This window comes from Pseudaquabacterium pictum (genome assembly GCF_005403045.1).
In the GTDB taxonomy this organism is placed as follows: domain Bacteria; phylum Pseudomonadota; class Gammaproteobacteria; order Burkholderiales; family Burkholderiaceae_C; genus Pseudaquabacterium; species Pseudaquabacterium pictum.
In genome coordinates this window covers 26,027-38,841 of the sequence record NZ_BJCL01000006.1, presented here as the reverse complement: position 1 = coordinate 38,841, position 12,815 = coordinate 26,027, and the positions used below count along the sequence as shown (strand labels likewise).

Here is a 12,815-nt window from a genome sequence, read left to right as displayed (position 1 = left end):
CGATCCCTGCTGCCGCCCGGCTCCACGAACCCCAGCGCGCCTGCCCGCCCATGCCATCCGCACCCATCGATGCCAGCAGCTGTCTCGACGCCGGCGTCCAGGTCGATCCGACCGCGCAAATCGGCCCGAACTGCCACCTGCGCGGCCGCATCGTCGTCGGACCCGATGCCGTCCTGGCCGGCGGCATCACGCTGATCGGCGACATCCAGATCGGTCGTGGTGCCCGACTCGAGCCCGGCGTCTGCCTGGCCCGGTCGCGTCCCGGGCCGTCCGTCGATCCACACACGGTGGTGCAGGTGGGCCAGCATGCCCACATCGGCGCTGGCTCGGTGCTCTGCGAAGGTGTGCAGATCGGCCACCATGCCTGGGTGGAGCCGGGCACGGTGGTGCGGCGCAACGTGCCGCCACATGCCATCGTGGGCGGCAACCCCGCGACGATCTCCGGCTACATCGACGATGCCACCCAGGCCGCCCGCGGCGCGCCCACGGTCGTGCCGCGCCAGGACAGCCCGGGCGTGGTCGCGCTGCAGGTCGAGGGCGTGACGGTGCACCACTACGCCCGCATCCGCGACTTGCGCGGCGACCTGACCGTCGGTGAGTTCGAACGCAACGTGCCGTTCCAGCCCAAGCGCTACTTCGTGGTGTTCGACGTGCCCAGCAGCGAGACCCGCGGCGAGCATGCGCACAAGCGCTGCCACCAGTTCCTGGTGTGCGTTGGCGGGACGGTGTCGGTGGTTGTCGACGACGGGCGGCGCCGCGAGGAAGTGCTGCTCGACCGGCCGAACATGGGGCTGCTGATTCCAGCCGGCATCTGGGGCATCCAGTACAAGTACTCGGCCACCGGCACCCTGCTGGTCTTCGCGTCGGAGTACTACGACGCCAGCGACTACATCCGCAACTACGACGAATTCCTGCAATTCCGCGGGATCCACCCATGATCGCCTTTCTGGACCTGAAAGCCCCTTACCTGGAACTGCAGGCGGAGATCGACGCCGCCGTGGCGCGCCAGATGGCATCGGGCTGGTACATCCTCGGCCCGGAGGTGGAAGCCTTCGAGGCCGAGTTTGCCGCGTTCGCCGGTGCCGCCCACTGCGTCGGACTCGGCAACGGTCTGGATGCGCTGGTGCTGGCACTGCGGGCGCTCGACATCGGACCGGGTGACGAGGTGATCGTGCCATCGAACACCTACATCGCCACCTGGCTGGCTGTCAGCCAGGTGGGTGCCACGCCAGTGCCGGTGGAGCCCGATCCGGCCACGCATTGCCTGGATGCGCAGCGCGTCGCGGAGGCGATCACGCCGCGCACCCGTGCGGTGATGCCGGTGCACCTGTACGGCCAGCCGGCTGACATCGACGCGCTGACTGCGCTGTGCCAACGCCATGGCCTGAGACTCGTGGAGGACGCCGCCCAGGCCCATGGCGCGGCCCTGGGCACGCGGCAGGTGGGCAGCACGGGCGACATCGTCTGCTGGAGCTTCTATCCCGGCAAGAACCTGGGTGCGTTCGGAGACGGTGGCGCCATCACCACCCAGGACGCGGGTCTGGCCCGCCGGGTGGCGTTGCTGCGCAACTACGGCTCGGCGGTGAAGTACGTGAACATCGAGAAGGGTGCCAACAGCCGCCTCGATCCGATCCACGCAGCGGTGATGCGCGTGAAGCTGCCGCACCTGCTGGCCTGGAACCAGCGCCGCGCAGCCATCGCCGAGCTCTACCAGCAGCGCCTGCAGGGCTTGCCCCTGGGCCTGCCCGCGGCGGCGCCGGGCACCACCCATGCCTGGCACCTGTATGTGGTGACCACCCCGCAGCGTGACGCCCTGCAAGCCCATCTCACTGCGGCTGGCATCGGCACGTTGATCCACTACCCGATCCCGCCATTCCGCCAGGACGCCTACCGCGAGTTCGCCGACCGGGCGCCGCAATGGCCGCTGGCCGACCGCCTGGCACGCGAGGTGCTCAGCTTGCCGATGGGCCCCCACCTGGGGCTGGCGCAGGCCGCCGCCGTGGCCGACGCCGTGGCCGGGTTCTTCCACGACTGACACCCCTGGTGGTGCCGCACCCATCACCTGACCGTGGTGGTGTCACAGGCGACAGTGCATCCATGCAAGACAACAACAAAGCCACCGACTTCCTGGAGGCGATCCGGCTGTCGGAACTCGCGCAGATCGAAGCCATCCTGCAGGCTACCGTGCCGGCAGGCGCCCGGGTGCTCGAGATCGGTGCGGGCACGGGCTGGCAGGCGCGTGAACTGGCACGGCGCGGCTATGCGGTGTCGGCCATCGACATCCCGACCAGCAACCACGGCAAGGCCCGCATCTGGCCCATCATCGACTTCGACGGCCGCCACATTCCGTTCCCGGATGCCGCCTTCGACATCGTCTACAGCTCCAACGTGCTCGAGCACGTGGAAGACATCGCCACCCTGAACCAGGAAATGGCGCGTGTGCTGGCCGCTGGCGGTCATGCGATCCACTATGTGCCCACCAGCGCCTGGCGCGCCTGGTCGCTGCTCGCCTTCTACCCGGCGCTGTTGCGCGATGTCTGGCGTCGCCTCCTGCGGCCACGGCCGACGGCGCCGGTGGCAGCCGGCGCGCCGGCGGCACAGCCGTCAGGTGATGCAGCACCACCGCGGCCGCTGCTGGCCAAGGTGCTCCGCCGCGTGGTGCCGCACGCCCATGGCGCTCAAGGCACCTGCTTCACCGAACTGCGCCGCTTCAGCCGAGCGGCCTGGGACCGGTACTTCAACGACGCCGGCTGGGCCCTGCGCAGCTACCGCCAGAACGGCATGTTCCTCACCGGCGACATGCTGCTGGGTGCGCACCTGTCCACCTCGCGCCGGCAGCAGCTCAGCCCGCTGCTGGGCTGCACCGCCCACCTCTACGTGCTGCAACGGCAAGCTGATCGCCGCAAGGCGCAGTGAACCCCATGGCCGACTCGACACTGGAACTCAACTACAGCCGCTGGCTGCCTGCCGACCACGCTGCCCCCATCCTCGACCTGGGCTGCGGCGACGGCCGGGTGCTGCGGTTCCTGGCCGACAAGGGCTTCCGGCAGGTGCATGGGGTGGACCGTGACGCCGCGGCACTGGCGAGCATCGGGACACTGCCCGGCGTCACGCTCGAATGCACCGAGGTCGGCCTGGACTACCTGCGGGCCCAGCGCGGTCGCTTCCGGCTGATCATCGCCAAGCAGATGATCTACTACATCGACCGTGGCGAGGCGCTGGCCTACATGACGGCCTTGCGCGACGCGCTCGCCGATGACGGCGTGCTGCTGGTCGAGTACTTCAACGGGTCGCTGCTGTCCTCGCGGATGACGGAGCTGAAGGACCCGTTCATCCGCACCGCCTACACTGAGCACGCCATGCGCCGGTTGTTCACCGCCAGCGGGCTGCACGAGTGGTTCACCGGCGGTGAACGGCGACCTGCCAATCCACGGCTGCGCTCGCGCGTGTACGACGCGCTGCGGGCCGCGTGGATGGCAGCCTACAAGGCGATCCTGATTCTCGAGCGCGGCCATGACAGCGAGCTGCCACGCATCTACACCAAGTCCATCATCGCGGTGGCCGGCCGGCAGCCGGCGCCGGGCCACTGAATTCCGCTGCCGGCGGGTCCGCCGACCGGCCCGACGCCTGTCGGCGGACGGCCCCGAGGCAGCCACCCCATGAAGATCACCCACCTCTGGCAGGACTATTCGCCCAACCTGTTCGACCGGGCCCACCCGCTCTGCCTGGCACACGGAGTCCAGTCGGAAGTGGTCTGCCAGGCCTTCATCGACAACGGCGCGGCCGCCCTGCCCCACACCTCCTGGGTGCGCCGCCGTGCGCCGGCGGAGTCGAACTCGACCGCATTGGCTGCGCGCATCGCGAGGCGCCTGCGGCGCCCTCTGGACCTGGCGCGCTTCGCCCGGCTGGTTCAGGCGCGGGTGCAGGCCGGCGCGCCGCAGGTGCTTCACCTGCATTTCGGCACCACTGCCGCGGCGCTGGTGCAGCGCCACGCCTTGCCCAGCCTGCCGATGGTGGTCTCGTTCTACGGCATGGACGTGAGCCAGTCCCTGCGCGATACCGACACGCTGCGGGCCTACGCCATGGTGTTCCGGCAGGCCACGCTGCTGCATGTGTTGTGCGATGAGGCACGCCAGCGTCTGGTCGACGCCGGCTGTGCGGCCGACAAGATCCGCATCGCCAACCTGCCGATCGACCTGGCTGCGATCCCGGACATCGGCACCACGCCGACCCCAACCACCCGGTTCCTGATTCCGGCACGCTTTGTCGAAAAGAAGGGCCACAAGCTGCTGCTCGACGCCATGCGGCAGCTGTGCGATGCAGGCCTTCCGGTGCAACTGACCTGCTTTGGCTACGGGCCCACCGACTGGCTGGTGCAGGCCGTGGCCGAGCGTGGATTGGGACAGGCGGTCCGGGTGGTCAACAACCAGCAGAGCGGCAACTTCATCGCCGATTACGTGGACATGCTGCAGGCACACGACGTGGTGCTGGCGCCATCGATCCGCGCCAGCAACGGTGACGACGAAGGCGGTCCGGCCCTCACGCTGGTGATGGCCCAGGCCGCCGGCAAGCCAGTGATCGTGTCGGACTTTCCCGGCGCGGAGCGCTCGGTGGCCGATGGACGGGAAGGCCTGGTCGTGCCTGCCGGCCAGGCCGAGGCGCTGGCGGCAGCCATGCGCGGCATGGTGGGTGACCACGCCCGTTGGCAGCGCATGGGGCAGCTCGGCCGCCAGCGCGTGGTGGTCGAGTTCTCCGAGGCGGCCTACTGGCAGCAACTGCAGGGCTGGTACAGCACCTGCTCGCCGCAACCATGAAGCCGGGCTTCCTGCGGCGCATCGCGCAGGGCGGTGGCCTCAGCGCTGTCAAGCTGTTCACCGGTCTGGTCAAGATCAAGGTGCTGGCGTCGGTGCTGGGCGTCGAAGGCGTGGGCCTGCTGTCGCTGGGGTTGCAGTTCCAGGCCACTGCCGTGGGCCTGGTGTCGATGAGCCTGGCCGTGGGCGTCATCAACCTGGGCCGGCCGGCCTGGGTGGACGGCGATGCCGCTGCAGCCGGCCAGGTGCTGGGCACCGCGCTGGCCCTGGTGGGGCTCAATGCCACGGTGTTCCTGGCTGCGCTGGCACTGTTCGGCCAGGCACTCGGCGGGGGCTGGCTGGCCGCGTTCGCCGCGCAGGGCATCAGCCTGTGGCCGCTGGCGCTGGCGGCGGTGGTGGTGTCGTTCGCGAACGTGCTGTGGGAGGGGTTGTCCTTCCTGGTGGACCGCTTCGACGTCTACGTGCGCAGCAACATGGTTGCTGCCGTGTGCGACGCGCTGCTGTTCGGCCTGGGCGCCTGGTTCTTCGGCCTCCCGGGCGCGCTGGCCGCGTCGCTGCTGGGCAGCCTGGTGCTGTTCGCGGTCTACACCCTGTTCTCGGCACGCGCCACGGCGACGCGCCAGATCCTCGGGCGACTCAGCGTGCAGCGTGCCCGCATCCGGCCGCTGCTGTCGTACAGCGTGCTGATGCTCTCGACGACGGCACTCGGCCTGAGCTGCCTGTTCGCTGCACGCGCGCACCTCACTGCGGTGGCTGGCGAGTCGGCCAACGGGTACCTGCAGGTGGTCACAGCGCTCTCGGCATACCTGCTGCCATTCGTGATGACTGGCGTCTGGGGCCACCTGCACCCGGCCGCGGCGGCGTCGGGGGACACCACGGCTGCACGTGTCGAACTGCACCGCACCCTGGTGGCCAGCATGCGCCTGGGTTGTGCCGGCTGCGTGGCCGTGGTGATCTCGGCGCCGCTGCTGGTGTCGCTGGTGTACACGCGCAGCTTCCTGGACGCGCAGGCCTTCATCCCGGTCTACTTCGGGGCGGATCTCGGCTACATGTTCGTCTCGGTGCTCGGCGCCTACCTGCTGGCCGTGGGCCAGAAGCGGGCCTACTTCATCGGCTATGCGGCCTACCACGGTCTGCTGCTGGCCGGCGTGCTGCTGGCCGCTGCACGCTGGGGCGCCTGGGCCTATGTGCTGGCCCACGCGCTGGCCGCAGTTGGCGTGACCGCGCTGGCCCTGGTGCACGCGTTGCGCAGCGGCCTGCTCGACGGCACCACCCTGCGCACCGTGGCCGGCTGCGCACTGGCCGCACTGGCCTGCTGCGCGCTGGACCACCTGGGCACCGTGCTGCCGCTGGGGACGCTGGCGCCGCAGGTGTCCTGGCTGCTCGGTCCGGTGGTGATCCTGCTGGTGCTGGCGCCGTTGCGTCCGCGCTGGCTGCCACGCTGGGGGCGCGCATGAGCCGCCCGCCGATCCGTGCAAGCCGCGCCGGCGGGGTGTTGTACCTCTCCTATGACGGCATGCTCGAGCCACTGGGCCAGTCGCAGGTGCTGGCCTATCTCGAGCGGCTGGCGCCGCAGCGTCCGATCCACCTGCTCAGCTTCGAGAAACCCGCCGACCTGGCGGACACGTCGGCGCTGGCCCGGGTGCATGCGCGCATGGCAGCTGCCGGCATCCACTGGCACCCGCGCCGCTACCACAAGCGGCCGTCGGCGCTGGCCACGGCCTGGGACATCCTGGTGGGCATCACCACCGGCAGCGTGCTGGCGTGGCGCCATCGCCTGCGCATCGTGCATGCACGCAGCTATGTGCCGTCGGTGATGGCGCTGGCGATCAAACGGCTGACCGGCGCACGCTTCCTGTTCGACATGCGCGGCTTCTGGGCCGATGAACGGGTGGACGGCAGCATCTGGCCGCGCGACAGCGGGCTGTACCGCATGGCCAAGGGCTTCGAGCAGCGCTTCCTCTTGCGCGCCGACCATGTGGTGTCGCTCACCCACGCGGCGGTCGGGGTGATGCAGCAGTTCGACTACCTGGCCGGCCGGACACCGCCGTTCACGGTGATTCCCACCTGCGCCGATCTGGACCGCTTCCGCCCGATGGCACGGCCGGATGCCCATGCCGACCAGCGATTCACCCTGGGCTACGTCGGATCAGCCGGCACCTGGTATCTGTTCGATGCGGTCGCAGCCTGCTTCGCCCGCCTGCTGCAACTGCAACCCGATGCCCGCATCCTGATCATCAACCGTGGCGAGCACGACCACATCCGCCAGGCGCTGGCAAACGCCGGCGTGCCCGCGCAGGCGGTCGAACTGCGCAGCGCCGACCATGCCGAGGTGCCGGCACAGCTGGCGCGCATGGATGCGGCGGTGTTCTTCATCCGACCGGTCTACTCCAAGCAGGCCTCGGCGCCCACCAAGCTGGCCGAGTTGCTGGGCTGCGGCGTGCCCTGCCTGGCCAATGCCGGCGTCGGCGACATGGCGGGCGTGCTTGAAGACGACCGCGTGGGCGTGGCACTGCAGCGCTTCGACACTGCCGCACTGGACGCGGGCCTGGCGGCGTTGCTGGCGCTGTGCGCCGAGCCCGGCGTGGCCGCGCGTTGCGTGGATGCGGCACGGCGCCACTTCTCGCTGGACGAAGGCGTGGCACGCTACAGCGCCATCTACCAATCGCTGCTTGTCAGCCCGGAGGTCCGGTGAACGGCGACCCGCTGCGCGTGGCCTGCTTCAGCCGCTACACCCGGCTGGGCGCCAGCAGTCGGCTTCGGGCATTGCAGTTCATCCCCATGCTGCACGACGCGGGGATCCAGGTCGATGTCTTTCCGCTGTTCGATGACCTGTACCTCGACGATCTGTACCAGCGGCAGCAACGCCGGGCCGGTCGGGTGCTGACGGCCTATGCGCGGCGCTGGCGGGCACTGCGCCGTGCGCGGCAGCACGATGTGCTGTGGATCGAGAAGGAACTGTTTCCATACCTGCCCTGGCTGCTGGAGGGCGCGTGCCTGCCCGCCGGCATGCCGGTGGTCGTGGACTACGACGACGCCGTCTTCCACCAGTACGACCTCTCGCAGCGGGCCAGCGTGCGTGCCCTGCTCGGCCGCAAGATCGACCGCCTGATGGCTGCAGCCAGCTGTGTGAGCGTGGGCAACCGCTACCTGGCGGCCCGCGCCACGCAGGCCGGTGCCGGCTGCGTGGAACTGGTCCCCACGGTCGTGGACGTGGCGCGCTACCAGGTCAGGCCGACGCAGACGGTCCCGGGTGAGCCGCTGGTCATCGGCTGGATCGGCTCACCAGCCACCGAGCACTACCTGCTGGCCTTGCAGCCGGTCCTGCAGGCCGTGTGCGCACGGCAACGCGCCCGGGTGGTGCTGGTCGGGGCCAGCGCATCGATGGCGCAGCGGCTGGCTGGCGTGCCGGTGCAGGTGCAGACCTGGACCGAGGACACCGAGGCTGCGCTGATCGCCGGCTTCGACATCGGCGTGATGCCCTTGCCCGACGAACCCTGGGAACGGGGCAAGTGCGGCTACAAGCTGATCCAATACATGGCTTGCGGGCTGCCCGTGGTGGCGTCCCCGGTGGGCGTGAACCGCGACATCGTGGTGCACGGCGCCACCGGCATGCTGGCCGATGGGCCTGCCGAGTGGCAGGCGGCCCTGCAGACACTCATCGATGACCCCGTGCAGCGGCGGCGCTGGGGCTTGGCAGGCAGGCAGCGGATGGAGGAGGAGTATTCGATGCAGGTTCAGGGTGCCCACATCGCGCGGTTGCTGCGCGCCGCGGCGCAGCCGGGCGGAGGGCGCTAGCACATGTGCGGCCTGACCGGATTCATCGGCCTGCCCGGCCCCGACGCGGCCCTGGCCAGTCACGGCCGGCGGATGGCCAACACCCTGGTGCACCGCGGACCGGACGACGAGGGCCTGTGGACCGATGCCGACGCCGGCGTCTGCCTGGTGCACCGGCGGCTGGCCATCGTCGATCTGTCGCCGGCAGGCCACCAGCCCATGGCCTCGGCCAGCGGTCGCTACGTGATGGCCTACAACGGCGAGATCTACAACCATGCCGACCTGCGACGGGCTCTGGAGTCCGAGGGCGCCGGTCTGCCGTGGCGCGGGCACTCCGACACCGAGACCCTGCTGCGCGGCATCGAGCACTGGGGGCTGGACGAGACCCTGCGGCGGGCCGTGGGCATGTTCGCGATCGCGCTGTGGGACCGCCAGGACCGCGTGCTGCACCTGGTGCGCGACCGCTTCGGCGAGAAGCCGCTCTACTATGGCTGGGTCGGCCAAGGGCGGGACAGCACGTTTGTCTTCGGATCGGAGCTGAAGGCGTTGCGCGCGCACCCGGGCTTCGCCAGCCCGGTGTGCCGCCAGGCGCTGGCGCTCTACATGCGCTACCTGTACGTGCCTGCGCCCTACAGCATGCACCGCCACATCTACAAGCTGGAAGCGGGATGCCGCATCAGCCTGAGCGTGCCGGTGCCACCGCCACCCGAGGCCGGATTGCGCCCGCCATCGCGGCATGGCAACCTCTCGCTGGTCCGCTGGTGGTCGCTGGCCGATGTGGCGCGGCAGGGTGCGGCCGACCCGCTGCCCGACGATGCAGGCACGCTGGACCTGCTGGAGCAGGCCTTGCAGCGCGCTGTCGCCCAGCAGTCGCTGGCCGATGTGCCGTTGGGCGCGTTTCTGTCCGGTGGCGTCGACTCGTCGCTGGTGGTGGCCTTGATGCAGGCGCAGTCCAGCCGCCCGGTGAAGACCTTCACGATCGGCTTCGACGACCCCGCCTACGACGAGTCCCCGCATGCCGCAGCGGTGGCGCGCCACCTGGGCACCGACCACCAGGTGCTGCAGGTCACCGGGACCGATGCACTGGCGGTGGTGCCCCGGCTGCCGGTGATGTACGACGAGCCGTTTGCGGACTCGTCGCAGATCCCCACCCACCTCGTGTGCGCGGCGGCCCGCCAGAGCGTCACGGTGGCGCTGTCCGGCGACGCGGGCGACGAGCTGTTCGGTGGCTACAACCGCTATTTCTGGACACCACGCCTGTGGCGGCGGCTGGGCGCCATCCCCTACCCGCTGCGCCAGGTGCTGTCAGGCAGCCTGACCGCCCTGTCGGCACCGACCTGGGACCGGCTGGCCGCCCCATGGCAGCGCCGCGGCAGCGATGGCGTGGCACGCGTCGGCGAGAAGCTGCACAAGCTCGGACGCAGCCTGCGTGGCGTCCGCACGGCCGACGACCTGTACCTGCGCCTGGTGTCGGAGTGGCAGGACCCGGCAGAGGTGGTGCGGGCGGACGGCATGCTGCCTGCCGGGCCGACCACCGCCTTGGACGACCCGCTGCCCGGCACGGGCCTGCCCGACCTGGCCGCGCGCATGATGTACCGCGACAGCGTGAGCTACCTGCCCGGTGACATCCTGTGCAAGGTGGACCGCGCCGCCATGGCCATCAGCCTGGAGACCCGCGTGCCCTTCCTGGATCACCGGGTGGCCGAGCTGGCCTGGCGGTTGCCGCCGTCGATGCGCATCCGCGGTGGCCAGGGCAAGTGGGCACTGCGCCAGCTGCTCGACCGGCATGTGCCGCGCACGCTGATCGAGCGGCCCAAGCAGGGCTTCGGCATCCCCCTGGGCGACTGGCTGCGGGGCCCGCTGCGGCCCTGGGCCGAACCCCTGCTCGACCCCGCCCGGCTCGCGCGCGAGGGCCATTTCCATCCGGCGCCGATCACGGCCCGCTGGGCACAGCATCTCGCCGGCAGGGGCGACCACACCGCGTCCCTGTGGGCCGTGCTGATGTTCCAGGCCTGGTTCGAGACGGTGGCCTGACATGTGGCCCTACTGGCTCCTGTTCGGGCTGGCCGCCTGGCTGGCGACCACGCACATGTGGCCGCAACGCCGCTTCGACCCACGCTGGCCTGCCCCCTGGTGGGGCATGTTCGCAGCCCTGGTGCTGGTGGTGGGCCTGCGCGACCGGGTCGGCGGCGACTGGGACACCTACCTGTTGCACATGTCGAATGGCGGCCGGCACACGCTGGCCGAGTCGCTGGCCGAGAAGGACCCGGCCTACAGCCTGCTGAACTGGGCTGTGGCCCAGCTGGGCGGCAACATCTACGCCGTCAACACCGTGTGTGCGCTGCTGTTCGCCTGGGGCCTGATCAGCTTCTGCCGCGTGCAGCCGAGGCCCTGGCTGGCCCTGGTGGTGGCCGTGCCCTACCTCGTCACGGTGGTGGCCATGGGCTACACCCGCCAGGGCACCGCCATCGGGCTGGTGATGCTGGGCCTGGTGGCCCTGGGTCGCGGGCAGACGCTGCGCTTCGTGCTGTGGACCGTGGTGGCGGCCACCTTCCACAAGTCGGCCACCATCCTGATTCCGCTGGCCGTGTTGGCGGGGCGGCAGATCAACCTGGCCACGCTGATGTGGGTGGTGCCGGCCACCGCGGGTGTGTTCGTGCTGATCGTGCTGGACTCGGTGGATGCGCTGGCCGTCAACTACATCGGGCGCGAATACGACTCGCAGGGCGCTGGCGTGCGGGTGGCGATGAATGCGCTGCCGGGGGCTGTGTTCCTGCTGCTGCGGCATCGCTTCAAGCTGCTGCCCCAGCAACAACGCTTCTGGACCTGGATGGCAATGGGCGGCATCGTGTTCGTGCTGCTGCTGGCGGTGTCGCCTTCGTCCACCGCGGTGGACCGCCTGGCGCTCTACTGGATCCCGCTGCAGGTCTTCGTCTGGTCGCGCCTGCCGAATGCGCTGGGACAACCCGACGGTCCCAACCCCGGCTGGGTCTGGGTGACGGTGGCCTACAGCGCCCTGGTGCTCGCGGTGTGGCTGTTCTTCGGCGGCCATGCCTACCTGTGGCTGCCATACCGCTGGTGGCCCGTGCAGCTGCTGGAGGGCAGCCTGTGACGCGACCGCTGCGCATTGCGGTGGTCGCCAACACGGCCTGGTACCTGGTCAATTTCCGGCTCAACCTGATGACCGCGCTGCGCGCCGCCGGTCACGAGGTGGTGGCGATCGCACCGGACGACCCACCGCAGGTGTCGCGCATCCGGGCCGCCGGCCTGCCGTTCGAGCCGGTGCCCATCTCGGGCGCCGGCACCAACCCGGCCAGGGAGCTGGCCACGGTGTTGCGGCTGTGGCGCTGCCTGCGCGCACGGCAGTGCGATCTGGTGTTCAGCTACACCCCCAAGGGCAACCTGTACAGCGCGCTGGCCTGCATCGCCTCGGGGCGGCGCTTCGTGCCCAATGTGTCGGGCCTCGGCCGTGCCTTCATCCGCCCGTCGTTCATCACCCGGGTGGTCAAGCTGCTGTACCGCAGCACCTTCGGCCGCGCCGAACATGTCTTCTTCCAGAACCAGGACGACCTGGACGGCTTCGTCCAGGCCGGCCTGGTGCCCGCCCGGCTGTGTGAGCGCCTGCCCGGCTCGGGGGTGGACCTGCAGCGGTTCATGCCCAGCGCACCGCCCGAGCGGCCTGCCCAGGCGCCAGTGTTCCTGCTGGTGGCCCGCATGCTCTGGGACAAGGGCGTGGGCGAGTTCGTCGACGCGGCCCGGCAGGTGCGGCGCCGGCACCCGCAGGCCAGCTTCCAGCTGCTGGGCCCGGCCGACGTGGCCAACCCGGCGGCGATCCCGCGGCAGCAACTGGCCGACTGGGATGCCGAAGGCGTGGTCCGCTACCTCGGCCCCACCGACGACGTGCGTCCCTGGCTGGCACAGGCCGACTGCGTGGTGCTGCCCAGCTACCGCGAGGGCGTGCCCCGCACGCTGCTCGAGGCCGCCGCCTGCGCCCGGCCGGTGATCACCACCGACGCGCCGGGCTGCCGCGACACCGTGCGCGACGGGCAGACCGGCTGGCTCTGCCGCACCGCCGACGCCGACGACTTGGCCGACCGGCTGCTGCGGTTCATCGACCTGCCCTTGCCGCAGCGTGCCGCGATGGGGGCGGCAGGCCGGGCCTTCGTCGAGCAGCATTTCGACGAGCGGCAGGTGATCGACCGCTACCTGGCGTTGGCCGGGGGTTGA

11 protein-coding genes are annotated in these 12,815 nt (G+C 70.4%); all 11 read left to right on the top strand.

The features are described 5' to 3' along the window. Nucleotides 1–50: 50 nt before the first annotated feature. The 11 genes from FFT10_RS12900 (at nucleotide 51) to FFT10_RS12850 (ending at nucleotide 12,815) form a co-directional block, all read left to right on the top strand. On the top strand, nucleotides 51–938 hold the full coding sequence (locus tag FFT10_RS12900) for a WxcM-like domain-containing protein (RefSeq protein WP_137733245.1): 888 nt from the start codon (nucleotides 51–53) through the stop codon (nucleotides 936–938). Beyond that, nucleotides 935–2,035 carry a DegT/DnrJ/EryC1/StrS family aminotransferase gene (locus FFT10_RS12895; protein WP_137733244.1) on the top strand — a complete coding sequence of 367 codons (1,101 nt, stop codon included), beginning with the start codon at nucleotides 935–937 and terminating at the stop codon, nucleotides 2,033–2,035. Before FFT10_RS12900 ends, FFT10_RS12895 begins: the two co-directional genes overlap by 4 nt. A 62-nt stretch (nucleotides 2,036–2,097) precedes the next feature. After that, nucleotides 2,098–2,916, top strand: coding sequence for a class I SAM-dependent methyltransferase (locus FFT10_RS12890; RefSeq protein ID WP_162520790.1), 819 nt, complete (start codon nucleotides 2,098–2,100; stop codon nucleotides 2,914–2,916). A 5-nt stretch (nucleotides 2,917–2,921) separates the two neighbouring features. Next, nucleotides 2,922–3,590: a class I SAM-dependent methyltransferase gene (locus FFT10_RS12885; RefSeq protein ID WP_228027113.1), complete on the top strand. Its 669-nt coding sequence runs from the start codon at nucleotides 2,922–2,924 to the stop codon at nucleotides 3,588–3,590. A 69-nt stretch (nucleotides 3,591–3,659) separates the two neighbouring features. Continuing rightward, entirely contained in the window at nucleotides 3,660–4,814 is a 1,155-nt protein-coding gene (locus FFT10_RS12880) for a glycosyltransferase family 4 protein (RefSeq protein ID WP_137733241.1), read from the top strand. After that, on the top strand, nucleotides 4,811–6,268 hold the full coding sequence (locus FFT10_RS12875; RefSeq protein WP_137733240.1) for an MATE family efflux transporter: 1,458 nt from the start codon (nucleotides 4,811–4,813) through the stop codon (nucleotides 6,266–6,268). Before FFT10_RS12880 ends, FFT10_RS12875 begins: the two co-directional genes overlap by 4 nt. Next, the gene (locus FFT10_RS12870) at nucleotides 6,265–7,506 is read left to right on the top strand and encodes a glycosyltransferase (protein WP_137733239.1); all 1,242 of its coding nucleotides are present in this window, start codon (nucleotides 6,265–6,267) and stop codon (nucleotides 7,504–7,506) included. The genes FFT10_RS12875 and FFT10_RS12870 overlap by 4 nt, the downstream gene beginning before the upstream one ends. After that, entirely contained in the window at nucleotides 7,503–8,609 is a 1,107-nt protein-coding gene (locus FFT10_RS12865) for a glycosyltransferase family 4 protein (protein ID WP_228027095.1), read from the top strand. The genes FFT10_RS12870 and FFT10_RS12865 overlap by 4 nt, the downstream gene beginning before the upstream one ends. 3 nt (nucleotides 8,610–8,612) lie before the next feature. After that, nucleotides 8,613–10,622 (top strand): asparagine synthase (glutamine-hydrolyzing), encoded by a 2,010-nt coding sequence (gene asnB / locus FFT10_RS12860; RefSeq protein ID WP_137733238.1) that lies wholly within the window; start codon nucleotides 8,613–8,615, stop codon nucleotides 10,620–10,622. A 1-nt stretch (nucleotide 10,623) separates the two neighbouring features. Beyond that, a complete protein-coding gene (locus FFT10_RS12855; protein ID WP_137733237.1) occupies nucleotides 10,624–11,700 on the top strand; it encodes an EpsG family protein in 1,077 nt (358 codons plus the stop codon). Then, nucleotides 11,697–12,815, top strand: a complete 1,119-nt coding sequence (locus FFT10_RS12850; RefSeq protein WP_228027094.1) for a glycosyltransferase family 4 protein — start codon at nucleotides 11,697–11,699, stop codon at nucleotides 12,813–12,815. Before FFT10_RS12855 ends, FFT10_RS12850 begins: the two co-directional genes overlap by 4 nt.

Coding starts and splice junctions, on each gene's coding strand:
- FFT10_RS12900 (WP_137733245.1), top strand. CDS start 51: ATGCCATCCGCACCCATCGATGCCAGCAGCTGTCTCGACGCCGGCGTC.
- FFT10_RS12895 (WP_137733244.1), top strand. CDS start 935: ATGATCGCCTTTCTGGACCTGAAAGCCCCTTACCTGGAACTGCAGGCG.
- FFT10_RS12890 (WP_162520790.1), top strand. CDS start 2,098: ATGCAAGACAACAACAAAGCCACCGACTTCCTGGAGGCGATCCGGCTG.
- FFT10_RS12885 (WP_228027113.1), top strand. CDS start 2,922: ATGGCCGACTCGACACTGGAACTCAACTACAGCCGCTGGCTGCCTGCC.
- FFT10_RS12880 (WP_137733241.1), top strand. CDS start 3,660: ATGAAGATCACCCACCTCTGGCAGGACTATTCGCCCAACCTGTTCGAC.
- FFT10_RS12875 (WP_137733240.1), top strand. CDS start 4,811: ATGAAGCCGGGCTTCCTGCGGCGCATCGCGCAGGGCGGTGGCCTCAGC.
- FFT10_RS12870 (WP_137733239.1), top strand. CDS start 6,265: ATGAGCCGCCCGCCGATCCGTGCAAGCCGCGCCGGCGGGGTGTTGTAC.
- asnB (WP_137733238.1), top strand. CDS start 8,613: ATGTGCGGCCTGACCGGATTCATCGGCCTGCCCGGCCCCGACGCGGCC.
- FFT10_RS12855 (WP_137733237.1), top strand. CDS start 10,624: ATGTGGCCCTACTGGCTCCTGTTCGGGCTGGCCGCCTGGCTGGCGACC.